A 26,282-nucleotide genomic window follows, 5' to 3' on the forward strand; every position below is an offset into this window, starting at 1 on the left:
AAAACATATTTTTTGTAGTAGATGACAGCTAAAATTTGGCTGCAATTTTAGGTGGAGTAAAGCTCAATATGAGTGCGACAGTTGTCCGCAAGCTAAAGTGTCTCTTTAATGAATCCCAAAAGCGAATACGAGCTTCTGTTAAATTTTCACCCCGCATTAAGCCGATTCCTAAATTTGTACTTACCTCACCCCATTTTTTTTGAAAATAAGGATAAAGTTCCTGTAGTTGCTCGTCTTCCATAAACTGCTCGTAGCAGAACAAGTCGGCTTTCGCTTTACGGATTTTCGCTTGGAAATTGCGTCTACCACTTTGCATGGTTTCCGTTTGTTCGTGTTCCCGATATCGAGTTAATTTTGCAGGATAATAATAAGCTCCCAAACCAGAACGGCAACACAAATAATTCAGATAGATATCCCACGAACCACCTACTTCTTGGGGAATGCTATCCCAATCGATAATCTCGTTGCGAATTACAGCCGCAGTCGCACTAGAAACAGCTCTATCTACCAAGCTCAATTTATAAAAAGGTTGATAAGTACCTTCTTTTAAATTTGCGCGCTTATAAAAATCCGAACACTTTTGAGTTGCAGCCACATCAATCGCACCGTCTGCTTTAACCACATAATGGTCGCAAAAAGCCAAAGCTAAATCAGCATTCTTTTCCAATGCAGGTACGAGTTTAGCTAAAAAGTCTTCTTCCCATATATCATCATCTAGCAGACAAGCAACATATTTACCACGCGCCTTTTTAAAAGCATTCATCGTATTCGCAAACATTCCCAAATTGCTTTGATTGCGAAAGAAGCGAATTCTTGAATCTTCAAAAGACTCAATGATTGACTCGGGATTCTGAGGACTGCAATTATCGGAAACAATAACTTCAATATTTTGATATGTTTGTCTAACAGCACTTGTTAGCGCTACTTTCAAATATTCGGGACGATTATAAGTAGGAGTTATAATACTAACTAAAGGTTGATTTATTTGTGCCATATATTTACATCTAGAGAGTTGTCCGATATCCGCCAGATTTTACCATTTTTCTCAGAATGCTAATCGTTCTATTCCACAAAATTATCCGACTTGCTGACCTTACTACTTTCGGAGATTTGCTATAACTTAACGCCGTTTTTATTTGCAGCACCCCTCTAGGTATATCGCCTTTTTTGATTAAAGAATCTGCCGATTCTAAAGCCAGAAACGCACAATTTTGTTTCGCTGTTTGAGCCAGCTTTTTATTTGCTTCTGTTTCAGAAAAATAAGATTTCAAAATAGTTTCTACGGTATTATAATTTTCCTGAATAAAAACATCACTTTTAGCATTAACGTTGTTAGCAGATTGTAAATGCACTCGCCACATAGCCAAAGGTTCAGCTTCAAACCACATTGGATAATGGGCAAATATTCTCACCCACATCTCCCAATCCGCACTGATACCGCAGCGTCTATCGAATCCTCCCAAGTTTTCATAAACTTCACGTCGTACTACTGCCACCGAAGGTACGGAAATACAGCAAAGTTCGGCAATTCTATGCAGCCAGCTTTTAGGTAAAATACCGCTATGAGGCATTTCAAAATCCGATAAACCTTTCCACTGATTGTGTTTATCAATCAAGATACTGCGACAAAAAGCAGCGCCAACTTCTGGGTGTTTCTCGAAAGGCTGCGCCATTTTTTCATAAAATCCCTCTCTAACAGAATCGTCACTACAGAGTAGATGAATCAACTTTCCCCGCGACAATTCAAAGCAGGTTTGAAAATTATTCATCAAGCCTACATTACTTGACTGCTGGTAAAATTCTACACGACCAGCGCCTAATTCTTCTACAACTGTAGCCGGATTGTCTTCTGTAGAGTTATTATCAACAACTACGATTTGCATCTTGTCCGCACCTGGATCTTGTGCCAATACACTCTTCAATGTATACCGTAGATATTCAGCACAGTTATAGGTTGGAATCATTACAGACCACAGCGGACGTTTTACGTCTTGTTCAACCGGTAAAATGCTTGGACGATAAGGATGTAAACGATTCATAGCTCCTACGTTATAAACGATTTATTTCTACGTAAAGCAGGTATTATATTTTCTAGATGTTATTTATGTTTAGCTAGTTATAACCACAATCAATTCGCGGTTGTTCCCGATTATCTATTGCAATAGAAATTTAGAAATATGAATAACTATATTTTCAGCTAAACTAAGTACTTTGCTATTTATGAGCAATATTTGCTACTTATTTTTTTTTAACGCCAAGAAAAGTTATTTGTAGATAACTGCTGTGTGTATCTTTTCAATAGGTTATATCAAAATATCTATATCTTAGGCGAGAGGTTTTGCATGATTTTTTGGAATTAAAATCTTATAGATAATCTTCTTTATGAAAGCTTTAAGTTAGGGTTCGGTAATTACAAATATCTAGCCGAAATCAAAGCAATAAAGTATCATCGTTGATATTAACTTAAGTCATAAAATCACAACATATTTTTCTAGTTAACGATATAGCAATGTCATAATTCATATAAATGTTAAAAACCTATAAATGGCTACTTCGTAATTTTTCTTCGCAAAGCAGCTAAATATAGGCTTATGGCAATTATTGCAACAAAGCAATCAGAATTATATACTGTCAAACTAAATGATGACAATACCCTTTTGTGTAATCTAAATTGAACCTTGCGAATCGCAGGTTTTCTGAACAATTAATACCTGTTCTAGTTAATTCCTTGGGTGTTGCTGATTACAAATCTGATTTTGCCCCCCAACCCCCAATTCTGGGGGAGAAAGATAATTTAAATTCCCCCAATTTTGGGGGATTTAGGCGGCTTTACTAAAACCAGAAACATAAATTCATACTTCAATTCAGCAACGCCATTCCTTGTTATATAGTTTAGAACTATCGAAATTTTACCGTTCGTAATATATTTTGTAATTTATTAAAGAATCTAAAAATTTTATAAGTAAAAACAAGGCTTGCCGCCGACAAGCCTAAAAAATCATATTTATAAAGATAACAATCGCCAGGGCTTAACTTCTTAACTTGTTTGCCCAACTTCATTCTGTATTTGGTGATATTTCCATAACTTACCCCGTTGCTGTAATAAGTCTTGATATTTTCCTTGCTCTACAATATATCCTCCCTCCAGCACAACTACTTTATCAGCTTTAGCAATTGTAGAAAGTCTATGAGCAATAGCAATAACTGTTCTACCTACAGATAGTTTTTCTAAAGACTCCTGAATTAAACGTTCGGATACAGAATCCAAAGCACTAGTGGCTTCATCCAAAATCAAAATCTGAGGATCGCGAAGTAATGCACGCGCTATAGCTATTCGCTGCCTCTGCCCCCCCGATAATCTAACTCCGCGATCGCCAAGTTGAGTATCGAAACCTTGAGGCATATCTTCGATGAATTCTAAGGCATTTGCAAGGCGAGCAGCTTCTTTAATTTCTGCTTCAGTTGCATTGAGGGTACCGTAAGCAATGTTATTCCAAACTGATGTATTAAAGATAAAGGTATCTTGACTGACTACAGCCATGTTTTTTCGCAGCGAATAAACATCAAGCTCTTTCAAATCGACTCCATCAACATAAATATGTCCTTGTGTTGGATCGTAAAACCGAGGAATCAAATCTGCTAAAGTCGTTTTCCCAGCCCCTGATGCTCCCACCAAAGCAGTTGTTTTTCCTTTCTCAATAGTAAGGGTGATGTTATGCAGCACTAAATTACTTGGTTCGTATCCAAAATCAACAGATACTATGTCAACAGAGCGCTTTAAATGCTTAAACTCGACGGAACCATTTTGAAAGTAAGCTTGATGATTGCTTTCTAACAAATTCTTCACATTATCTAAAGAACCGTTCAAAGTACTGAGAAAGGCTATTGTGCCATTAATATCCTGAATTGCTGGTACAACACGAATCAGAACAAAGAAGAATGTTAGTAAAGACGCTACTGGTAAAGTAAACTTGGCAAACGAAAGAATAATTAAACCGATCAGAACGGTAGTCGCAATAGCTTCTGCTATTGGTTTAACCAAAGTCCAAGCTCTGGCAACTTTTATGGAAGCATTAAGTAAATTACTGCTAACGTTATAAAAACGCTGGCGCTCAAAATCTTGCGTACCCGATGCATGAACTGTCCGAATACCGTTAATAAACTCTGTGGCTGTTGAATGAAAAAGTCCGTTCGCGTTAGAAATTCCAAAGCTTGATTCTCTAACGCGAGCATTAAGCGTCGAAAGTCCAACACCGAGCAGTATAAACAGCAACATAGAAATCAATGAAAGTTCCCACGATATCAAAAACATCGAGAGAAAATAAACCGTAACTGCCATTCCTCTAGTGATTACAAAGGCAGCACCACCGAACCCTTGCTTCAACCTTTCAATTTCGGTGGTAATTGTATTTATAAGTTCCCCAGAACGAGTTTTAACAAAATAGCTCAGTGGTAATGCTTGTAAATGTTCAAACATCCGTTTACGCAAACGGTCTGCGAGATGCAGCTGTGCCGATTCTGTATAGATTGCACTGAAGTAATTGAATGCAGAACGCAGCCAAGTACTCAATAGAATCAGTATTGATATTCTATATAAGCGACTTGTTGCAGAAGCTTTAATTCCCAATATCCAGATATCAAACCAAGCAATACCAGTCTGTATGGGTTCTGCATCGGCTCCAGCTGTCATACTTTGTAAAAAAGTAAGTAGAAAACCAATACTAAAGCCTTCAAAAGCAGCTGCTAATATCGAAAAAACCAAAGCAAAGACGGTAACTTTGCGAAAATATTTAAATTCTCGCAGTACCAAATAGTTGTTTCGCCAAAATTTAGTAGCTTTGAGCAAATTGCCTAATGGCTGATATATTTTTGAATGCATATATATTTTTTTAATTATTTGAGTCAGAGAAAACTAAGCATTTATTTTGGGTAGTGTTTTTTGTTTCTATTCTTGTTTATTTAATAAATTGCCCTGATATAGCCAGCTATTCTAATAGTAGGTGTTTTGTAATTAAACTATTGCGGCGGTAGTGCCAACACCAGAGGTAAATATAGCTCTTGAAAGTGCTGGCAGTTCAAATTATTACGTTTTGCCTCGAAAACAGGAGCGCAGCACATTCACTACGATATTTGACTATCCAAATGTAATATATTCGATTCTTCTGCTTCTACTTCCCACGAACCAACCATTCCCGGCAAATTACTTAATTGCTTCTGTGTTTCTGGAGTTAACCTAACAGCATCTTCCAAAGTCCAGCAGCGGGAACCGAACAAACCTATTTCGCCACGAATCACATTTAACAACTGCGGTAAATTATTTAAACCGTACTTCAGCATCCAACTTCCGATCTGTGTAGTTTTTTGTTCGTCTGTGTTTACAGATGTTGTACGAAATTTGATTAACTGAAATAATCGACCTCTTTCACCAACGTACCAAGAACGTTCAAACAATGGTGCTTGAACTTCGATTTTCATTAATACTGCCAATAGTAGCATTAGAGGGCTGATTGCAAGCAGAATCACATTTGCGATCGCCCACTCACTTACACGCTTGAGCCACCACAATAAGTCGCTGCTGTATTTTGATTGTTTGCGAACTGTGCCGATACGTAAATAAATTGCTTTAGAAGCAGATTTAGCAGCATCTGCCCAAAGCTGTACTTTTTCTTCTCCTAGCTTGGGATCTATACGAACTAGCTTTACGGAAGAATGCTCTAAGCACTCTCTCAAAGATTCATAATTATCTAATAAGGGCATATGAGGCTGCTTTACCGTACCTACAGGTTTTACTAATAATTGATTACGCCGCCATTGAAGGGTGCAGTAAGTAGAGCTATTAGGTTCGGCTACACTACAGCTATTGTTTAAAGTAGGAAGTATTGAGGTTTTCATATCAATTTCAGATAATAGAGTGGTAGACAGCTTGTCTTATATCTAACTTGGAAAAATGCCTATAGTATCCGTAATTTTTGGCTTGACTTCCAATAGTGAGAACTAATCCAGGCAAATAATTCTTTTAGGAAAGCCCCGTTACGGCAATTGCATACTTTTCATTTATATTTGTAAAGATGTATGTTTAGAGAAGAGGCGAGACTGTAGATAAATCTCCATTACTTCAATATTGCTTTTTCTTTTTGCAACGGTATTCAATAAATAGGATATAGGAAACGCTATAAATAACGTAATCTAAAATGGATTCTTTATTTATTCTTCAAATATTAACTGCTTTATTCTGTTAATTATTAAGGTACTATGAATTATATTTACGTAATACTTAATAAGTAGATTCCGATGGAATTTGAAGTGATTGTAGCACAATTTTTTTTGAGGATTTAATCAACTTTTATATTTATCTGATTTTTTTAACTAAAAAACTAAATATACACAGCAATTTACGTAAACTTCATATATATGTCTTGAAAAATCGTTTAAGTTTAACAAAACTATAAATAAAAGCTCGACAAATATCTTTGTGAAACTTTGTAAAGTAAATGCTTCCGCACTGACGGTAGAACATTTGAATATTTGTCGTTATATTTTCGTAGAACGGAAAGAACCCCCTCGAAAGTTTTGGAGAGGGTTTGTTGAAAAAACTAATTTGCTTAAAATCTAATTTCCCCACCGTGGGGAAGCTCTAAGTTATTGCGAGCATACCGAGCTTACAAACAGCCCCGCAGGTATTTGATTCAACCTAAACGTTATAATTATTCAACAAAATATCAAAAACATACGCTTGCGAGCCCAGCCTCTAAGGTTCTCACGCTGCATTGCAAGTCAAATTTCACGAAGCAAGAAGAAAGAAGAACCCACGTTTCAAAACGTGGGATTGAAATGTATGACGCAGTATTCCAAGACACGTAGTGCGATGGAATACAAACGGAACGTCACTTTGCTCTCCGAGCTAATAGCAGAAGTATTATGAATAAGACTGAAGATAAATGGTCAATTACCCTTCATCCATCAATGCTATCGAGTACTAAATTAATTGAAATTTAGTATCTATTCTTCTACCGCTCCCTTCAAAGCTAATTGCTGTTGCTTGACATTGGGGACATAGCTATAACCAGTTTTTGAGACTCCATTTGCAACCACCCCAAGTAAATTTAATTTACCCAGCATAGCTGTAGCTTGTGCTAGTTGGGTGCGAGTTACTCCTCCAATACTTGCTACCATGATCGCACCACGACAATTTGATGCTGTAAGCAAAGCATCTACCAAACCAAGAACTGCAGAAGCATCCAGGATAACCAAGTCGTAGTTTTCTTCAAATGCGCTCATTAGCTCTTCCATACGAGGTGAGCTTAATAGATTGGCAGGATCTTCTGGAACTGGTCCTGCGGTCAAAATATCTATATAAGATGAACCGGAAGATTGAAGGGTTATCTGGTTGGGTAAAGCGACATCACTTGTCAGCAGAGTCGAAAGTCCTTGGTCGTTAGGAAGATTTAGATGCTTGTGTACGCTGGGGTCGCGTAAATTAGCATCAATTAATAGTACCTTTTTATGCAATCGAGCAGCACTCATGGCTAAACCTAGAGCCAAAGCTGATTTACCTTCATCGGGCAATGCCGAAGTTATCATTAAAGATTTAAAGGCTGAAACAGAATTGAGTAATTCTATATTTTTGTAAATTAGGTCAAGAGATTCCCAGCGCGGTGGCGATTGTAAAACCTGAATCGTCCAAGGAGCAAGAACTTCTGGCTTTCCAAAAGGTAGTTTAAATACCGAATCTTTAGATTTTGCAGAAGGTAGCTTAGGAGTAGTTCCTAAGAGCGGGATGGCAACTTGTTTTTCTAATTCAGCGGTAGTGCGAACCGCATCATCCCCTGCTTCCCGAGCAAAGGCTGCTATTCCCCCCAACATTAAACCAACTACTCCACCTAGCATCAGGTTTTGTTGCAGGTTAGGACCTAAACGATCTCCTTCTTGGGGTTCTTCGACTACTTCCCAGTTAAATCCGCCTTTGTCTAGTTCTTGCTCTAATTCTTGCTCTGCTTTTAGAAGTTCTTGCAAGCGGTCGCGGCTACGTTGTACCTGGGGCTGCAATCGATTGTATTGAGCTAATAAAGTGGGAAATTTTTTCAAGTCTTCCCGTAGCAGTTGTTCTTTCTGCGCCAAACTTTGGTCTCTTGCGGCTAAAGCAAACAGGTTTGTTTGGGTTTCTACTAGGGTGCTAGCAAGATTAAGGTCTGTTTGAGAAAGCTGTCCTTGGCTGAGCAATTCACCAGTATTTACGCTACTTGCATCAATGTTACTTCCTCCCAAAGCTCTTCCTACTTCTTGCTTTAGCAGCTGCTTTTGTTCTGCTAGCTGTTCTTTAAGCTTCAAAACGTCGGGGTGATTTGCCGTGAAACGTAAATTTGCTTGAGCGATCGCCAATTCAGTTTTTTGAATTTCATTGAGTAAGGATTGGTAGCGATTTGACTGACTCAAGCGAGAAGAAACGAGTGCTTTTTGAGGAGTACGTTTTAATTGTTTTTGTAAAGATGAGAGCCTTGCTTCTGCTTCTTTATATTGATTATGGGTTGTGCGTCGTTCCTGTTGAATGTTATTTAAAGCAGTTTCATAAGCTTGAGCTTGTGTTTGGGGGTCTGTCAAATTCTGAGACTTACGAAAAATTAGCAGCTGAGATTCAGCTTGATTCAACTCGTCTGTGACCTTTTTCTTCTGCGCCCTGATGACTTTTAGACCGCTTTTTAAACGCTTTTTCTGTTGTTCTTTGTTGTAATTAAGATAAACTTCCCGTATAGATTCTAATACTCTTTGAGTTTTTAAATCGTCTGTATCTGTATACTCAACTTGAAAGATTTTAGTTGCAATGTTATCATCTTTTGACCTTAATTGCTTTAAGGACAAAGCACCTTTTATCTCTTTTACAGTAATTTGCGGGTATTCGGGCTTAAGTTTTTCAACGGCTTGTTTTATAAGTGAAGAGCTACCCATTAAGTTCAATTGGGTAGCAGTATCTATCTCCACGGTAGACTCGATAAACTTGATATTTTCTTGTCCCGTTCCTTGTGCTTTTCCTTGATAATTTGGCTCTACCAACAGTTCCATTGAACTTTTATAAGTAGGCGGTGTTTTTCGATAGACATAATAACCCGCACCTACTGAAGCCAAAAATACTATCAAAAACCAAGGAAATCGCCGAATTAATACCGCAAACAGCTGCCCGTAACCCGGTTCTGAATCAGCAGCTGGATTGACATGGGGACTTAGACTGGTTTGCATCACGTTTTTAATTTCCTTAGCTAACAAATCAGGGACTGCGATCGCTGTAAGCTACTAGTTTGGTCGATGACTTGCTCAACCTTACTAAAAAATGCTTCTTCCGAAAAATTCGCTACAGCATGATTGCGGATGTTTTCATAATTCCAGTAGATTTCCCTGGCTTCTAATAAGGCAGTTTGTAGAGAATCCGGTGTTTGTCTCTTGAAAAACACTCCTGTTTTTCCAGGCACCTGAGTATCCAAAACTCCTCCTGCTCCGAAGGCGACCACTGGAGTTCCACTAGCGTTTGCTTCTACCGGAACTAACCCATAGTCTTCTAAGGCTGCCACTATTACAGATTTTGCTTTAGCAAATAATTGAGTACGTTCCAAATCGGATACGTGACCCACGAATTCGATATTTTTTAACGCTTTCGATTGTAGGCGTTCTCTCTCTGGGCCATCACCTGAAATTTTCAGTTGCCATCCCAGCCAGTTAAAAGCCTCCACTATTATATCAAGTCGTTTGTAACCTATCATCCTTGCTGATGCAAGAAAATAGTCGTCTTTTGAATTTGAATATATGAACTTACTGGTATCAATTGGATAGTTAATAACTATAGCTTTTTTCCCGTAAGTCTTTTTTATACGACGAGCAACAACGCTAGAATTCGCGATATATAGGTCTGGCTCTTGTGCGTAACTTAAGTCAACATTTCTCATTAATTGAAAAACTCTTTCAATTAACGGAGCAAAATACTGATAATCCGCATATTCTCTGAGATAAGTCTCAGTATCCCACAGAAAACGGGTAACATTATGACAAAAGCAAACATGCCGTGCCTTTGGACTTTTGCGTACAGCTTTGGCAAAACTGGTGCTACTGCTGATAATTAAATCATATTCTTGCAAGTCTAAAGCACGAAAAGCGGGAAAATAAAACGGAGCCATTAACCGAAAGTATTTGGCTGCGCCAGGAACCTGTTGCAAATAAGTGGTATTGACTATTCTTTCGCCTAAATCAATAGTTTTCTGAGCATCATATAAAGATGTAAAAATATCTGCTTGAGGAAAACGTTTACAAAGTAACTCAAATACTCTTTCTGCGCCTCCCCGTTGAGTTAAATAATCATGAACTAAGGCAATTTTCATTTTTTTCCCTATTAAATTACAGTTCGGCTGTAAGCAATATTTAAATAGTCGATATTTTTATGTGAATGCTTGGCATTATTATTTTACTGTTGACAAGTAACTTTAATTTTTAAAAAACATTTCGTAAGATGAATATATTGCTTGCTTAAAGCTCGAAGGTAAGTTGGGTGTTTGAGATTTATAAGCTGCAATTGCTTGATGCTTTTTATGTTTAAAGTTACCTATAGATAATCGGTAAGCACTAACATTTTTATGAAAATATTGATGAGAAGATAGAGGGTTTCGCCACATCATCCAAATTGGATATTGCAAAAGCTCTATCTGCATTTTTGACTGTTCAATCGCGCTCTGCACTAAATAATAAGTGGCTTCATGGTCTGGATGTCCATCCTGGTGATGTGGAACGTAAACTTCTTGGGGTTCAAAGGATTGAAGAATTTCAACTAATTGAGCAGTTAATAAGTTGTGTTTTTCTGAAGACAAATGAGCTAAAGAACCATCTGTTTGATTCAGAAATTCCGCTTGTGAAGCTTCTATTCCTAAAACTTCAAGAGCTTTGTGAGCTTCTTCTTGGCGATATTGAATCACATTCTCTGGATGCACCCAATCTGGTTTGCTACCGTAGCGCCCATCTGTCAGAAACACCACTTTAACTGGTATTCCTAACGAACGCTTAAGAGCAATCATTCCTCCACAACCTATAGTTTCATCATCTTGGTGCGGAGAAAATACTATTGCTGGTTTCTTATTAGCCTCTAAAGGTTGGCTTTTCAAACGTAGCAACCAGTTATAAAGTATATTATAGTTCGCGTCTCTAACGACTGCTCCTAAAGCTATTCGCAATTGATTTAAAGACAGTTTAAGCATAGGTTAATGACTCATTTTTGATACCGTATTCCAGCATAATTTTCTCGATTGTTTCTCTGTAAACGCGAGCAAAATTTTCTCTCGTGTGAGTTTCTCTAACAAAAGTCCAAGAATTCTTAGCCATTTGTTCGAGTTGCGATGCATCTAGTGCTGAAATATTTTGAATGGTCTGCTTAATTTCTTCTACAGAATTTTCTTTGAAAATAATGCCATACTCATCGCTAATATCTACGCTAGATTCATAGCTCACGATAGGAATCAGACCAGTATGCATACAGTTGATTACACATCCACCACCACCTTCGGAACATGATGGATAAGCAATTGCCAAACAGTTGTTAACTATGTCTAGAAAATTTTGAGAGGTAACATCAACCCAGCCAATTGTATGAATGTTAGGAGTTTGATAAAGTTCTTGATAAAAAGCTGTTTCAAATTCTTTTTCTTTATTAATCGGACCGCAAATAAATAGATGGTAATCTGGCATTTGAGAAAATGCATCTAGAAGTAAATCCAATCCTTTATGAACTAAGCCGCCACTACCAAACCAAAGAAAGTTTTTACGGCAGGCTGTAAAATCTTTGTTTTCTGCCCAAGGGTATAGTGTCGGAGCAGAAATAGGAATTCGGTACAGCGGTTTATTTGCGTATCTAAATGTATCCATCGTAAACTCGTTACCGAGAACGGTAGCGCAATCGGCGTATTCGATGGCTTGGTTCGGTTGCTCGAATCTTCGGGGATTTAAAGTAATACCGCGTCTTTGCTGCAATCCTAGTAACCTATTAGCTTCGGCAGCATTATGAAATAAAATGTGGGCTGCATCGGAATGAAATATTTTTATGCAATCTTTATTTAAAAATGGTATGCACCTTTCTAGATTCCAACGTGTTTCGATAAAAAAGGTATAGTCTTTTTTAGGGACAAACACATCATTGTAGAACCATATCACGTCAACGTTATAGCCTAGGTCTAAGAACGTTTTAGCCATTTGCAGGCATTCCCAATGTTGTGTATGGGAAGTTGGAATGGGTTGACCTGGCTTCAAATTAAATGGACTTAGAACGTATGAAAGCAGTACATTGCCTACTGCCGATCTATTCGGTTTGAGCGAAATCATCCGCCGCCTTTCGAGACGACCTTGTATTTTATCTGCTACAAAAGCAACATTCTCTGTTACGCGCTTAACTAAATTGGTTTTCATAAATGCCCCGCAAACAAAGCTGAATAAAGTTTTGACTAATCGAGAGAAATTTGATGTTGTGCAATGAAGAAGTTCTTCACTACACACACAACTTTTTCTTCTGCGCTACTTGCGTAAAATGATAACGTAACGCATCTCTTTACAAAAGCATTATTTATCTAGCTATTGCTAAGGTTTTAGATGGAGCAAAATAAGCGTTTTGTTCCTGACGTAGTTTGTCGCAGAGTCTACCTTGTGGTAATTCTACGTCATCGTAGGTAAGAACTTGGTCTTTGGAAATGTCTCGTTTTAAACGACATCCTTCCGCTAATCCCATTGGTAGCAAATTTTGCTCGCGAACTACTTCGGCATTTTCGCATTGCCCGTAGGTCATATAGAAACCAATTCCATCAAGGGTATCTCCCGCTTTAAGATCGATTTTGGCCGTGGTAACTACATCTACCAGAGGACCACCCAAAGGAGACATGACAGCGTCGCCGAACAGTACAGCACGAGCTACTGACAAAGGTACTTCAAAATGGCACAGGTGATAGGGAGTATAGAAACTGTAAAGAGGACCTTCTCCCAACTTATAAAGGTTGAGATAGTGTTGTTGTTTTGGGTCATCGTGAGTTGCAAAAACAAATACCCCAGGACCAGGCTTGGCTCCAACGACGTAATCTACAATACCGCCTAGTTCTTTCAACTGCTCTATGTCATACATTGATGTCATTTCATCAACATGACCTTTGAAGTCGTAGCCCAGCATTCCTCTTTGAGCAACTTTCATTCCGGTCGCGTTAGCAACAATCGCTTGCTCGAAGGAAATTTTAGTGCCGTCGGCAAAGCTAGTCACCATGTGAGGTTTTTGTCCCCAACGTTTAGCGAATGCTTCTTGGGTGGTGGGATTGCGATAGGGGTCTTGCAAACCCTTGATGTTTCCGCAAAGCAAGGGAGTTAAACCAATACTTTTAACGAACCGATAGAGGTTCATTTCTACTCCAGGTTGGTCGCCATCGCAAGCAGAAAGAATAACTCCGGCTTTGTCGGCATAAAGTTTTAAAATAGAACCAATAGTACCGTCGAGTTCGGCATTCATCATAATGATATGCTTGCGATGATTGATAGCTTCCATCACAACATGAGCGCCAAATTCAATCGCTCCAGTTACTTCGATAATTGCATCAATACCTTCAGCACGACACAGCAACATTGCATCTTCAGTTACTGCGTATTCACCTTTTTTTACAGCATCTTCCAATTCGGCTACATTGAAAATTTCTTTAATATCTTCAATTCCCGCTTCCGTATAAGCTCGTTTTGCAGCATCTACACTACGGTTAGAAATAGCCACTAACTCCATTCCAGGAACAGAATTAGCAATTTGGTTCGCAATTCCGCGACCCATAAAACCTGCACCAATCATTGCTACCTTGACTGGGTTTCCTGCTTCGGCACGTTTTTGTAAAGCGTTGTCTACGATCATCATGAATTTAACTCCTGCTAGATATCCTGGTTTGAGAAATAACTTTTTTTGTTTTCTTGATTTAGGTTCCCAGGATGACTCTGGGAACTAGGTTTTAAAGAATTTACCTTTTCGCGATCGCAAACTATATTTAGATGTATATAAAAATAGTATTTACGAAGCACCACCAACGGTCATCATTCTCATCAGAGGCCATTTGGTATCTTTTTCTGACATTTCAGTTGCTTCCAAAGGCCATTGAATATTGAAGAATGGGTCGTCGTAGCGTAAACCCTTTTCATATCCTGGAGTATAAAATTCACCTACCATGTACATAACTTCACAGCCATCGCTTAGAGCTTGGTAGCCATGAGCAAACATTTCCGGTACGTACAAAGCACGATGATTATCCGCTGTTAATTCCACACCGAAATGCTGTAAGTAAGTAGGAGATTCTGGACGCATATCGATAATTACGTCATAAATAGCACCTTTAGTACAGCGAACTATTTTTGTTTCTGCTGCCGGTTGTGTTTGATAATGCATTCCCCGCAAGGTACCTTTTTTATGGTTAAAAGATAAATTGCACTGAGCAACTACTGGCTTTAAACCATGTGCCTCAAGTTCTTTGGCGCAGAAAGTCCGGGCAAAGAAACCACGGTGGTCTGGTTTTCGCTCTAGGTCAATGATATAAGCCCCTTTAAGTTCGGTTTCGGTAAAAATCATGACAACCCTTGTGGAATAATTTGATGTTTGGATGTGGAAGTACGGGATATGGAATTACCCGTACCGATTTGATTCAAGATAGTCAAGCTAGAAAGTTATTACTTCTTAGCCCAGAAGAAATCTTTATCAATTTGTTGAGTGCGAATCAAATACTCTAACTGCTTTAAACGGGTAAATCCTCTAGAGAAAAATATCTCTTCGGTCATATCTATTTGGTTAAAAACTTCAAATAATTGCTTAGCTCCTAAACGAGCATCCCAATCGCATTTAAAGCCTGGTAAAACGGTATTGATTTTTTCAAAAGAAACTCGGTAGCTGCGGTTATCAGAAGCATTGTCACCAAAACTTAACTTACAGCCAGGAAAGGCTTCGGCAACAAATTCGGCAATTTCCTTAACTCGATAATTATTAGCGGTATCTCCAACGTTAAATATTTGATTGTGAACGATATCGCGGGGAGCTTCCAAAGCACAGATAATAGCTTTAGAAATATCTAAAGCATGAACTAACGGTCTCCAAGGAGTACCATCGCTGGTCATTTTGATTTCTTTGGTAGTCCATGCTAAACCAGCTAAGTTATTCAGAACGATATCAAAACGCATTCTTGGGGAAGCACCGAAAGCAGTTGCATTCCGCATGAAGGTAGGAGAAAAATCATCGTTGGCGAGGGGCTTAACATCTCTTTCTACCATCGTTTTACATTCTGCATAAGCGGTTTGTGGGTTAACCGGAGACTCTTCGGTAACATCACCCTCGGTAGCAACGCCATAAACGCTACAGGAAGACATATATACGAAGCGACGTACACCTGCTTGCTTAGCTAGCTTGGCAAGACGAACCGAACCTACATGGTTGATATCGTAAGTAATCGTTGGTGATAATTGTCCGGTAGGATCGTTGGATAGTTCGGCCATATGAACTATAGCTTCTACCCCTTGTAAATCCTCCAAGGAGATATGACGAATATCTTTGTTTAAAGTTTTAGCAGTGGCTTCGGTGCCGTTGTACAACCAACCAACTTTGTAGTAACCAGTGTCTACACCAATAACTTCATGTCCCCGTTCAATTAACAACGGAGCTAACAGACAACCGAGATAACCTTCTGTTCCAGTTACGAGAATTTTCATTGATTTTTATTCCTATTAATTATTAGTCATTCAATTTGGAATTTTTTACGAAATCAAACTTTTAGCAATTAACCGCTGCTGGTTTGAGATGTTCTTGTTCGGGAATTTCTGCGGCTACAGCTTTGCCAATTTCGATAGAAGAGGTAGCTGCTGGAGAAGGAGCATTGCATACATGAACGGAGTTTTGACCTTTGACAATCAAAAAGTCGTCTACTAATTTCCCATTATTCATTAATGCCTGAGCGCGAACCCCTGCATGGGTAGGAACTACATCTTCCGAGCGAACTTCAGGAATCAGTTGTTGCAAGCTTTTTACAAAGGCTGCTTTGCTCCATGACCGAATAATTTCCTTAATGCCTTCATCTGAGTTTTTTGCTGCGAGCTTCCAAAAGCCTGGATAACTCATTACTTCCGCAAAATCACGCAAATTAAAATCTGTTTTCTTATAACCTTCCCGCTTCAGGCTAAGCACGGCATTTGGTCCTGCATGAACCGTACCGTCTATCATTCTGGTAAAGTGAACGCCGAGGAAGGGAAAATCTGGGTTGGGAACCGGGTAAATCAAACCTTTTACCAGATGACGTTTTTCTGGAGTTAGTTCGTAGTATTCACCGCGAAAAGGTACAATTTTTGCCTGGGGATTAACTTTTCCTAACTTGGCTACACGGTCGGAATACAAACCGGCACAGTTGATTACGAAACGGGTTTCAAAGCTGCCGTTGTTTGTTTCTAGAACCTGATTTTGACCGCTAGCAACTATTTTCTCAACTTTGGTGTTGAATTTAATTTCGCTGCCTTGTTTTTGGATAATTTCAGCGTATTTCTGACAAACTTGCTTGTAATTTACAATCCCAGTTGATGATACCCAAATTCCGGCAACGCTAGTTACGTGGGGTTCTTTTTCTTTAACTTCTTCGCTGGTGATTTTTTTAACTTCTAAACCGTTTTCTAAACCTCGCTTATAGAGATTTTCCAAACGAGGAAGTTCTTCAGCAGAAGTTGCAACAATTACTTTACCGCAGACTTCATGGTCAATGCCGTGTTCTTGACAAAATTGCACCATAGAGCGGCAACCTTCACGGGAAAATTTGGCTTTGAAGCTACCAGGCTTATAATAAATACCCGAGTGAATAACACCGCTATTATTTCCTGTTTGATGAAACGCGACTTGATTTTCTTTTTCCAAGACTAAAATTCTTGCTTTAGGATAGCGTTCTCCCAAAGCCATGCCGGTAGAAAGACCGACTATACCCCCACCTATAATCGCGAAATCATACATTTTTTAATCGGCTCCCCTGTAACTTAAGTAATCAAAACTAATCAAACAATTAACAATAATCAAATAGATTTAGGTTGCAAGTTTAAAGTTATTCGTTACATAATCGATAACTTAGAACTTTTGTAAAGACGTAACATTGCTACGTCTCTACAACTGATTTACCAAACCTTCCAAGGAGCTTCGTTATTCTTCCAGAGGTTCTCTAAATAATTTCTATCTCTTAAAGTATCCATAGGTTGCCAAAAGCCATCATGCTTGTAAGCTGATAGCTGTTCCATATCAGCTAGTTTTTCCAATGGCTGTTTTTCCCAAACGGTGGAATCATCTTCAATAAAGTCAATTACTTGAGGTTCTAAAACGAAAAATCCACCGTTTATCCAAGCATTATCCCCTTCTGGTTTTTCACGGAAACTAGTGATTTTTGTTTGCTCTTGTCCTAGAACAATTGCGCCAAAACGTCCCGGTGGCTGTACTGCACTTAAAGTCGCTAAGGTCTGCTGCTCTTTATGAAATTTAATAATATTAGTGATATTAACGTTGCTAACACCGTCGCCATAGGTAAAGCAAAAGGTTTCGTTGCCAATATGCTCTTTAACTCGCTTTAATCTTCCACCAGTTAAGGTATTGTCGCCAGTATCTACTAAAGTGACGCGCCAAGGTTCGGCATAACCTGAATGTACGTTCATCTGATTAAACCGCATATCAAAAGTTACGTCTGACATATGCAAGAAGTAGTTAGCAAAATACTCCTTAATAACGTAGCCTTTGTAACCGCAACAGATAATAAAATCATTAATACCGTGAGCGGAATAGATTTTCATGATATGCCAAAGAATTGGCTTACCACCAATTTCTACCATTGGTTTCGGTCTAACGCTAGTTTCCTCACTTAAGCGTGTACCAAGACCTCCAGCCAAAATTACTGCTTTCATAAAAACTGCCTCTAATTTTTTTTAGGTAGATGATTGAATAGTTCTGTTATTGTTCGGATTGAGAAAAATGGTTTTTTATTTTCTCAGTATATAATCTAACCGTATTTTTACTGGAAATTATAAAGGCTAGATAAATATAGCTGTTTTATCTGTAAAAAAATGAAAAAGCTTGTTTATGTCATAAAACCACGATTAAAAGCTTTCAATTGTGGCAAAATAAAAACCACAAAATTTCTTTATATCTCTCAATAACGTTGAGTGCAAATCAAGTCATACAAGTAAAATTTGATATGTAAAATCACAGAAAAAGAATCGATTAATTAACAATAAATTTTCTGCGTTGTTTGTCTAAAGAGTTATTATATCAAGTCAGGATAATTACGTATTATTCTCTGATAAAAATTAAAAAACAAAGTTTCTTTTCTATAATCAGACCATTTTTAAGAAAATCTAGGGCTAATTTCATTCATCTGCTCTAGCTTGTTCGCAAGCTTAGAGAACAATTACACGAGCTAAACTAATTCTTTATCTATCGTGTTTCCGGAAGGTAATCTCCTTAAATAGTTTTCATATTCAAACTATTAGCGGCTTGTACTTTATTTCCGTCTTATATTTCCGACAGAACGAAATTAGTGTCATTTGAAGCAAACAATAAAGAGAATCCAGATAATACTCTATTCTTTCATAATGACAATACAATCAAAAGCAATATACCAAGTAATAATTAATATAGAATCAATAAATACTGTAAATTAATTTAACTTATATTTGTAAGTAATATTGCGAGTAATGTGTAAATAAAATAACTCGTGTAATCTAATTTTTACCTGCACCTGCTTTTTTCACATAGAATTTGTTTTTTATTTTATGTTCCTAAGAATCTTTATGTTTGCTAATAAAGGAGAACAGCAGCAAACAATCTGTAAAGGTTTTCAGTTTAATGCAACGCCGGATTTACGAACTAATTAAAGTAAAGTATGAATAGCCCCCCAACACCCAATTCTGGGGGAGAAATATAATTTAAAGTCCCCCAAAGAAGGGGGGATTAAGGGGGCTACCGTTAGACAGTAATAATAAATTCATATCTCAATTCAGCAACGCCAAAATTAGTATGCCCATCCTCGTGATAATGTCGCTGCAGTGAAACATATTTAAAAACTTCTAAGTAGGTTGGCGTTGAAAATTGTAATTAGGATAGGCAGTAGGGGTAAGAGTTTAAGGCTAATTAACATTCTGTTACATGATTCGGTTTATTTATGCCGACTTACTTACCCTTAAGCGTTTAGTTTTGAAAGCTTTTAGTACATTACATTTTCAAAAATAAAATAATCCATGAGATAGTATTCTTTTAGAATTAGTTTCCAATTTTCGGAGTCAGGCTGAGCTTTCCCGAAAATCAACAAGGTTTTTACTCCTATCCTGGTTCTATAATTACCGAATGATCGAATGGGGAAAAGAAGGAGAAATTTTATAGCTAATCGCTCTTGTGTGGAAAGGGGGTAATACGTTGTTATATGCAGATCTAAAATTGATTGCAAGGCGGGAAATGCAGCTTGTCTAGAATGGTGTAAGAAGTCAGTTGCATTCAACCAAAAAGGGTTGACTCGTTTTAAACGGTTACTTAATAACCTTTCTAATCTCGCGCACCAATAGGAAATTGTGACAATTGCGTAATATAAGGTTCGGTTAATTACTTTCTATATATTTGAGAAGCACTCTTGTTTATTACTAATTACTCATTACCAGCCCTCATAAATATGATAACTAACCGGACATGATATAAGTCCTAGGATGCTTAATAAGCGCGGATGCCATATACCGCATCCGCGCTTATTACTCAAACCAAGAAAATTGTAATGCAAAAATTGAACTGCTATTAATTGTTACCTCTAAAGGTATTGGACATGGCAGAGTTCAAATAATCCTTATCGCTGTATGACACTGGTTTTTTGAAATAAAGTATCGCACTTATTGTCAACAACAACACAGATGCTGCTAAGTGCTTGCTGATAATTATCCATGTCATCTTTTTCCAGCGAGATTTTTGCTGCCTTTTGTAAATCGTCTATTGCTTGCTGACGATATCTATCAGACTTACCTCCGCCATATTGTGCAAGCTCGTAGCGAACTAAGCCTCGTTTTAAATAAACTTTCGGCAATTTACCATTCAGTTGCAATGCTTGGTTAAAATCTGCCAGAGCTTTTTTGTATTCTTGCTCGAAGTTACTACTATATTGAGCTAATTGATAGCGAACTAATCCTCTTTGATAAAAAGCCTCTGGTCTGTTCGGATTAATTTGCAATGCTTTATTAAAGTCATCAATTGCTCTTAAATAATCTTTCTGGGAATCACCGCTGAATTTAGCTATTTGAGAACGGACAATACCCCGTCTAATGTATGCTTCTACTTCATCGCGGTCAATTCTAAGTGCCTGGTTATAATCTTCAATTGCTAATTTGTACTCTTTATCGGGGTCGCTGCTATATTCGGCGAGCATATAACGGACATTGCCACGATTTACAAAAGCTTTTATTGCATTTGGATTTAATTTAAGAGCATGAGTGTAATCTGTAAGGGCTGCTTCGTATTCTTTTAAGTTATAGTGCGAATTGCCACGATTCACGTAAGCCTTGGCACTATCAGGTTTCTTTTGGATTGCTTGAGCAAAATTAGCAATGGCTTCTTCGTATTTTTGCCCTTTATAAGCTGCACGACCTTCTTTGTAATAATCTATAAAGCTACTTTTGCTTTCTGCTGATTTGGAACTGATTAAAGTTTGTTGAGCGTATTGATTCTCTTCAATACTAGATGTTGTAAATTTTGTAACTATATCTAAATAGCCTAATGTCAAAAAGCCAAGCAAACACAAAAGAACCGGGTAAAATTTCGGTTTCGTATTTGAGGGATTGTAGGAAATCTTTCTACCAAGTTGTGGCGAACGACGCTTGGGAGTAACGTATCTAGATGTACCTACAGTTGCAGCAGTTCGCCTTCTGGGCACTGTAGTAGTTCGTCGGCGCTTTGGTCTGGGGCGGGGCTTTAAATGTTGTTTGTTGGCGACATCTTGAATTGATGGGAAGGGGTCTCTTCCACCCAATTTAGCACTACGTTCGCACCAAGGACATTTATGTAGGTGATTGCTGTAAATATGTTGCGGATTTTTCTGACATGTACGCAGGGCATCTTCAGCTTCAGCTAATGCCATCAGCCACGTTTGGGCGTTCGGACGAATATTGGGGTTGTAGTGACCATCTTCAAAACAACGTACAAAAAGTTGTTGCAAGGTCGGATGAAGAATATCCCAAGATGGCGCAATCGGTGTAGCAGAATAAGGTACGCGCCGATTCACACTGTAAGTAAAATGCCCTTTGGCAATCCGTGCTTCGTATGGTGGCGGCTCCCCTACACTTTGGTAAATTCCAGAAAATGGATGAGTACCTTCCATTAAAAGCTGAAATATTAGTACTCCTAAACCAAACAAGTCGTGAGGGGTAGAGCGATCGCACTCTGAGAAAGTTTTGTTTTGCAGTTCTGGAGGGGTAAATTCAGGCTTACCTACGGGAGTACGATATACGATATCGCTACTTGGATCGCGAACTTGAAAAGAGTCGGTATCTACTACGGTAACCAAAGCCGTATCGCTAACTAAAATATTTGATTCGTTAACATCACCAACACAATATCCAGCTTGATGTAGAGCAGCAAAAGCCGCAGCCAAATTACGGGCAGTGCGAAGCAGGTACTGATAATTAAATAAAGGACAATGCTGTCGTCGAGTCCTTGGGTTATAAAAGTCAATGACGGGACGCATTCCCCGAATGCGCGGCATCGTAAAACCAATAATATTATTACTACCGTCTGCGGCGCGAATCAGTTCCGAAGGCCAAGCAATCGAAATATGTCCTAAAGATGCTGTTGGATTAGAAGGTGGATGAAGAACCATCACCTCTAATTTACGAGCCTTTTCGATGTCTGGCTTATGGTAAATTTTAGCTACCGTTTCAGTATCTGATGGTACTGTGTAGATGCACGCTTCGCCACCACGCCCCAAACTGACGTTTAGGTTCATGCTCACAATTTTTTGATTGGGAAGACAGTGTAGTACCTGCATTTTTAAATTACACTTTTATTGTTTAAAATTGACTGCGGTTCAACAGTATCGTTAATGGATTTATTATTCGCTTAATGCTGCTATTATTAAAGTTAGATCGTCATCGGTTCGTTGAGTTATTTTTTCCGAACGTAGAAATTTAACTAGTTGCTCTTTAGCTCCTTTCAATTCTTCAGCATTGGCTACAAATTCAAATAAAGGTAGAAAAAATGGCTTGTGCGGCAAACCTACAGACATATTTATCGCCAACATTTGCAGCCCGTCAGTAAGAAGTGCAATATTAGTAATACCCTGTCGCCATACATTTACCTGCACTGAATCTAAAGCAGTCGGTGAAGTTAAAAAACTAGTTTCATTAATATATTCGCCACTATCAGGAACTGTTAAAGCTGTTAAATTACCCATACTGTCTTTAGCTACTGCTACACCATCCCCTATTTGAGCAACGACGGCGACTATCGGTGTAGCCACCACAATAATTAAAGTCGTCGCTAAATCTTTAGGTGGTCGGTTTGAAGCTATTGCTTCTTCCTCTACTGCTGTTTTTGCAGCTAAGATTGCTTCACTTAATAACGACCTTGCCGAATTATCTGAAGCCAGAGTATCTTGATTAATCCGCTTGACAGATATATTCTCAATTGCCGCTTCTACAGCAACCATTGCTCCAACCTTCCCCAAACTCGCACTTCCGGCACCATCTGCTGCGGCTGCGACCAAAATATTATCTGGTAACATTTGCCAGTGATGAGCATCTTGACAAAGTTGGGAATTCCTAACGTGGCTGGTGCCACAAACTGATGCTCCTACTACCCGCCAATGAAGCTTTTGTATTGAACTGTTCATATGCTTACCAATTTTTCGGGCTGTTTAACTGCTGTACTTGCACTATATTAAACAGAACCCCAACCAATTGGCGGTAGAGCTACTTGTTCGTCCACTTTTGAATGGGAAACTGCTGACATACTAGCAGATAACCAAACAAACATTTCAACAAAATTTAATCCATTTAGTTTTAAGGGGGTACGTACTGCTAACTGACTCAAACGCGTCATATTGGCATTTTCCACTCCGACAGAGAAAAATGCAACACGTTTGTTTGTTTCATCACTCTGCAAACGCTGTGATGCCTGTTCTACTTCTTCATCTGGTTCTCCTTGTGGTTCGCCATCAGTAATCATAAATATCCAAGGACGATAGTAAGCGACACCGTTAGAGCGATATTGACCTTTACGTTCTTGAATCAAATCTAAAGATTTATGAATACCAGCACCCATATTAGTTAATCCTTGTGCTGTTAATATAGGCGGAGTAAATTGATCGGCAGTTACAAAATCTTGAACTACGTTGATATTGCTATCAAAAGTAACTATAGATACTTCAACTCGTCTTGACGCTAATGGGTTTTTCGTCAGTTCGTCCTTAAAACTAAGTAAGCCTTGATTTAAAGCTTCTATTGGCGCTCCTTGCATCGAGCCAGATGTATCTAACAATAGTACGCACGGACAACGAGGTTCCGGATTTTCCGCGAAATCAACTACTTCGTCTAGTCTTAAGGTATCTGACATAACTTTCGATGTTCTCTTGAAGGTCGAATGGTTCTATTTTCAGTTGTGCAAAGTATATAGTTTAAAGCCCTAAAGGAACCATTATTGTGGCACTTTAGACTATAGAGTTTTTTACAATAGTTCGTAAGTTACTAATGCATTATTACTTATAAAGTTAGACATATCTTTACTTTTATTTGATTAAATCATAAGCATTTGTCTGGAAATTATATTATCAATGCCTTTAACTTAATGGGTTTATATACATAATAAATCTAGAATACAATAAATTCGGCATGAGTGCATACGTGGAAACTTAAAGATTATATGTAGAAAAAACCTAGATTAGATGAAATACTGAAAACCCCAAACTTAATCTCTTATTAAAAAGAGAATTAATTAACTGATATTAAAAATCAAAAGTAATTTTTGATGCACCTATATTTTTGCTTCGTATATTGTAAAAACAAATGTAACAATCAAACTGTGATGTATTATTTTTAGCTGGTAATATATCCATGTAAGAAGAGGACTGAATGCTTCATACTGAATATCTACTCTTTATACTTAATTCGATTCAATTGATGTTTACAAATATTTTGTCTTATTTACTCTAATCCTCTATCCTATATGAATAATTTTGCGACTTTCACAAAATTGCCTCCTTTAAGTTTGTTAAGACACTTGTCTAGTTGCTTTGAGAATACTTGCTTACAAGTTCAAAGCCATTCAGTTAACTGGTGGATTTACTTAGAAGAAGGAAAAATCGCTTACGCAACTCATTCAATAGAACCTTTTGACAGGCTGGAGCGTCATCTACGTCGGCTTTCAGTTCAGGTTCCAGCTTTAACCAGTGAAATTCGCGTACAGTTACGCATGATGTTTGAGCCGGATTCCCTGCGGAAGCCGGATAAAGCTGTAGACAATTCTTCAGAATCAATATCTTCTCAACAACCATCTGATTATCAAGCTATTTGCTGGCTAATTGCTCAAAGATATCTAAATCCGACTCAAGCAGCTATATTAATTCAAGAATTAGTTAAAGAAGTTATTGAATCATTTTTATTAATACAAAAAGGTACTTACGAATTTCATCAGAATTTAAGTTTATCTCCAAAAATTTGCCGACTTGATGCCGAAAAGTTATTATTATTTTCTCAGGAAAGGTTGCATTCTTGGCACGATTTGAATCCACAAATTACTTCTCCATTTCAGCGTCCTTATCTGTGGATTAATACAAACACTCAAGTACAAAAAATCTCGGAGATTCAACCAAATCTAGTCAATTGGATGAAGGGATTTAGCTTGCGTCATCTTGCTGTAATTATGAATCAAGATGAACTTGTATTAGCACGAAGTTTATACCCTCATATCCAAAGTGGAGCTATTCTACTGCACGAACCAGATCCACCTTTTGATAAGCTTCCTAAAACTGATACTTTATTATTTGGACCTCCTGTTAAGGTAAAGCAAGATAAAAAAGAGGAAATAACTGATTCTAAAGAAACTAAAGTAGAGACAAAGCCGGAAACAAATACTAAACAAAAACAGAACGTTGCCGTTACAAAGCAGCAGATACCTGTTAATAAAGTAACAATTAAACAGGAAACAAAGCCTTCTTCTATAGAGAAAGCTGACAAACAGGCGCAAGTAGATAATATTAAGCCTATTCCTCCTGGGACAACCGTATCACCGCAGAAAGTTTATAAAATTGTTTCTGTTGATGATAGTCCGGTAATGCTTAAAGAAATTAGCCGCTTCCTGGAAGACGAAAGTTTTTCTGTTGTAACTATTGATAATCCTTTGAAAGCTGTGATGTCAATTATTAGGCATCAGCCAGATTTAATTTTATTAGATTTAAATATGGAAGGCATTGACGGTTATGAATTGTGTCGGATAATACGAAACAATTCAAAATTCAAAAACACTCCCATTATTATGGTTACGGGAAGTAAAGGATTTGTGGATAAAGTCAAGGCAAGATTAATGGGAGCAAGTGGTTATTTGACTAAACCTTTTACTCGTGCAGATTTACTCAAAATAGTATTTATGCATTTGACTTGATTAATTGTAGCAATATCAGCTATAACTCATTGTTCAAGACATCGATATGGTTCAAGCAAATTACTACTGAATATAGATATTGAGGACACAAAATGGCTACAGTTTTAGTTGTTGAAGATACTCCTTCTCAACTGGAGTTAATGAACATCTTTTTACAGGAAGGTGGATATGAGGTCATTAGAGCAACTGATGCTAAAGACGGCTTAGAAAAAGCTCTGCTATATCAACCAGATGCAATTATTACAGACGTTGTCATGCCGGGAATGAGCGGTTTTGAATTTTGTCGTAAGCTAAAACGTAACTTAGATACAAAAAAGATACCGATTATTTTTTGTAGTTCTAAAAACAAAGATATTGACCGCATTTGGGGAATGAGGCAAGGGGCTGATTTTTATCTCACGAAACCTTTCACCAGACAGCAACTAATCGGTGCTGTAAAATCAGTTGTTATTTAATAATTCCACCGAACTTAATTTATTCTATAGTGTATCTACCTAAAATTCAATATTGCTTTCCAACTGCGTTAACAAAGATTAACGCTTAATTTTTGCCATTTAATAATCTGACACTTATTAATTTTATAACTTTTCAAACTTATCTAACTTGATAATATAAAAAATACTAT

General features: G+C 37.9%; 18 protein-coding genes. 2 read left to right on the forward strand and 16 right to left on the reverse strand.

The window, feature by feature from the left end; all coding sequences use genetic code 11:
- Positions 1–28: 28 nt before the first annotated feature.
- The 16 genes from RIV7116_RS20510 to RIV7116_RS20585 form a co-directional block, all read right to left on the reverse strand.
- Positions 29–994 carry a glycosyltransferase family 2 protein gene (locus RIV7116_RS20510; protein WP_015120228.1) on the reverse strand — a complete coding sequence of 322 codons (966 nt, stop codon included), beginning with the start codon at positions 992–994 and terminating at the stop codon, positions 29–31.
- Between the two features lie 10 nt (positions 995–1,004).
- The gene (locus RIV7116_RS20515; protein ID WP_015120229.1) at positions 1,005–2,039 is read right to left on the reverse strand and encodes a glycosyltransferase; all 1,035 of its coding nucleotides are present in this window, start codon (positions 2,037–2,039) and stop codon (positions 1,005–1,007) included.
- A 998-nt stretch (positions 2,040–3,037) separates the two neighbouring features.
- Positions 3,038–4,879: a heterocyst formation ABC transporter subunit HepA gene (gene hepA / locus RIV7116_RS20520; RefSeq protein WP_015120230.1), complete on the reverse strand. Its 1,842-nt coding sequence runs from the start codon at positions 4,877–4,879 to the stop codon at positions 3,038–3,040.
- A gap of 242 nt (positions 4,880–5,121) precedes the next feature.
- Positions 5,122–5,892 carry a heterocyst development glycosyltransferase HepC gene (hepC, locus tag RIV7116_RS20525; RefSeq protein WP_015120231.1) on the reverse strand — a complete coding sequence of 257 codons (771 nt, stop codon included), beginning with the start codon at positions 5,890–5,892 and terminating at the stop codon, positions 5,122–5,124.
- Positions 5,893–6,999: 1,107 nt separating this feature from the next.
- Positions 7,000–9,234 (reverse strand): polysaccharide biosynthesis tyrosine autokinase, encoded by a 2,235-nt coding sequence (locus RIV7116_RS20530; RefSeq protein WP_044292113.1) that lies wholly within the window; start codon positions 9,232–9,234, stop codon positions 7,000–7,002.
- Between the two features lie 17 nt (positions 9,235–9,251).
- Entirely contained in the window at positions 9,252–10,361 is a 1,110-nt protein-coding gene (locus RIV7116_RS20535) for a glycosyltransferase (protein ID WP_015120233.1), read from the reverse strand.
- A gap of 102 nt (positions 10,362–10,463) precedes the next feature.
- A complete protein-coding gene (locus RIV7116_RS20540; protein WP_015120234.1) occupies positions 10,464–11,228 on the reverse strand; it encodes a PIG-L deacetylase family protein in 765 nt (254 codons plus the stop codon).
- Entirely contained in the window at positions 11,221–12,429 is a 1,209-nt protein-coding gene (locus RIV7116_RS20545) for a glycosyltransferase (RefSeq protein WP_015120235.1), read from the reverse strand. Before RIV7116_RS20545 ends, RIV7116_RS20540 begins: the two co-directional genes overlap by 8 nt.
- Positions 12,430–12,583: 154 nt before the next feature.
- Entirely contained in the window at positions 12,584–13,897 is a 1,314-nt protein-coding gene (locus RIV7116_RS20550; RefSeq protein WP_015120236.1) for an NAD(P)H-dependent oxidoreductase, read from the reverse strand.
- A gap of 150 nt (positions 13,898–14,047) precedes the next feature.
- Positions 14,048–14,599: a dTDP-4-dehydrorhamnose 3,5-epimerase gene (rfbC, locus tag RIV7116_RS20555; protein WP_015120237.1), complete on the reverse strand. Its 552-nt coding sequence runs from the start codon at positions 14,597–14,599 to the stop codon at positions 14,048–14,050.
- Between the two features lie 98 nt (positions 14,600–14,697).
- Positions 14,698–15,726 (reverse strand): NAD(P)-dependent oxidoreductase, encoded by a 1,029-nt coding sequence (locus tag RIV7116_RS20560; protein ID WP_015120239.1) that lies wholly within the window; start codon positions 15,724–15,726, stop codon positions 14,698–14,700.
- 61 nt (positions 15,727–15,787) lie between these two features.
- Entirely contained in the window at positions 15,788–17,005 is a 1,218-nt protein-coding gene (gene lhgO, locus RIV7116_RS20565; protein WP_015120240.1) for an L-2-hydroxyglutarate oxidase, read from the reverse strand.
- A 158-nt stretch (positions 17,006–17,163) separates the two neighbouring features.
- Positions 17,164–17,937: a glucose-1-phosphate cytidylyltransferase gene (gene rfbF / locus RIV7116_RS20570; protein WP_015120241.1), complete on the reverse strand. Its 774-nt coding sequence runs from the start codon at positions 17,935–17,937 to the stop codon at positions 17,164–17,166.
- Between the two features lie 1,925 nt (positions 17,938–19,862).
- Entirely contained in the window at positions 19,863–22,049 is a 2,187-nt protein-coding gene (locus RIV7116_RS20575) for a tetratricopeptide repeat protein (RefSeq protein ID WP_015120242.1), read from the reverse strand.
- A 63-nt stretch (positions 22,050–22,112) separates the two neighbouring features.
- Complete coding sequence (locus tag RIV7116_RS20580; RefSeq protein WP_015120243.1) at positions 22,113–22,892, reverse strand: PP2C family serine/threonine-protein phosphatase; 780 nt, start codon at positions 22,890–22,892, stop codon at positions 22,113–22,115.
- Positions 22,893–22,939: 47 nt separating this feature from the next.
- Positions 22,940–23,614 carry a VWA domain-containing protein gene (locus tag RIV7116_RS20585; protein ID WP_015120244.1) on the reverse strand — a complete coding sequence of 225 codons (675 nt, stop codon included), beginning with the start codon at positions 23,612–23,614 and terminating at the stop codon, positions 22,940–22,942.
- A gap of 609 nt (positions 23,615–24,223) precedes the next feature.
- Here RIV7116_RS20585 and RIV7116_RS20590 point away from each other — a divergent pair.
- The gene (locus RIV7116_RS20590; protein ID WP_015120245.1) at positions 24,224–25,657 is read left to right on the forward strand and encodes a response regulator; all 1,434 of its coding nucleotides are present in this window, start codon (positions 24,224–24,226) and stop codon (positions 25,655–25,657) included.
- A gap of 92 nt (positions 25,658–25,749) precedes the next feature.
- A complete protein-coding gene (locus RIV7116_RS20595; RefSeq protein ID WP_015120246.1) occupies positions 25,750–26,112 on the forward strand; it encodes a response regulator transcription factor in 363 nt (120 codons plus the stop codon).
- Positions 26,113–26,282 lie beyond the last annotated feature (170 nt).

Source organism: Rivularia sp. PCC 7116, assembly GCF_000316665.1.
Taxonomy (GTDB): Bacteria; Cyanobacteriota; Cyanobacteriia; order Cyanobacteriales; family Nostocaceae; genus Rivularia.

Coding starts and splice junctions, on each gene's coding strand:
- RIV7116_RS20510 (WP_015120228.1), bottom strand. CDS start 994: ATGGCACAAATAAATCAACCTTTAGTTAGTATTATAACTCCTACTTAT.
- RIV7116_RS20515 (WP_015120229.1), bottom strand. CDS start 2,039: ATGAATCGTTTACATCCTTATCGTCCAAGCATTTTACCGGTTGAACAA.
- hepA (WP_015120230.1), bottom strand. CDS start 4,879: ATGCATTCAAAAATATATCAGCCATTAGGCAATTTGCTCAAAGCTACT.
- hepC (WP_015120231.1), bottom strand. CDS start 5,892: ATGAAAACCTCAATACTTCCTACTTTAAACAATAGCTGTAGTGTAGCC.
- RIV7116_RS20535 (WP_015120233.1), bottom strand. CDS start 10,361: ATGAAAATTGCCTTAGTTCATGATTATTTAACTCAACGGGGAGGCGCA.
- RIV7116_RS20540 (WP_015120234.1), bottom strand. CDS start 11,228: ATGCTTAAACTGTCTTTAAATCAATTGCGAATAGCTTTAGGAGCAGTC.
- RIV7116_RS20545 (WP_015120235.1), bottom strand. CDS start 12,429: ATGAAAACCAATTTAGTTAAGCGCGTAACAGAGAATGTTGCTTTTGTA.
- RIV7116_RS20550 (WP_015120236.1), bottom strand. CDS start 13,897: ATGATGATCGTAGACAACGCTTTACAAAAACGTGCCGAAGCAGGAAAC.
- rfbC (WP_015120237.1), bottom strand. CDS start 14,599: ATGATTTTTACCGAAACCGAACTTAAAGGGGCTTATATCATTGACCTA.
- RIV7116_RS20560 (WP_015120239.1), bottom strand. CDS start 15,726: ATGAAAATTCTCGTAACTGGAACAGAAGGTTATCTCGGTTGTCTGTTA.
- lhgO (WP_015120240.1), bottom strand. CDS start 17,005: ATGTATGATTTCGCGATTATAGGTGGGGGTATAGTCGGTCTTTCTACC.
- rfbF (WP_015120241.1), bottom strand. CDS start 17,937: ATGAAAGCAGTAATTTTGGCTGGAGGTCTTGGTACACGCTTAAGTGAG.
- RIV7116_RS20575 (WP_015120242.1), bottom strand. CDS start 22,049: ATGCAGGTACTACACTGTCTTCCCAATCAAAAAATTGTGAGCATGAAC.
- RIV7116_RS20580 (WP_015120243.1), bottom strand. CDS start 22,892: ATGAACAGTTCAATACAAAAGCTTCATTGGCGGGTAGTAGGAGCATCA.
- RIV7116_RS20585 (WP_015120244.1), bottom strand. CDS start 23,614: ATGTCAGATACCTTAAGACTAGACGAAGTAGTTGATTTCGCGGAAAAT.
- RIV7116_RS20590 (WP_015120245.1), top strand. CDS start 24,224: ATGAATAATTTTGCGACTTTCACAAAATTGCCTCCTTTAAGTTTGTTA.
- RIV7116_RS20595 (WP_015120246.1), top strand. CDS start 25,750: ATGGCTACAGTTTTAGTTGTTGAAGATACTCCTTCTCAACTGGAGTTA.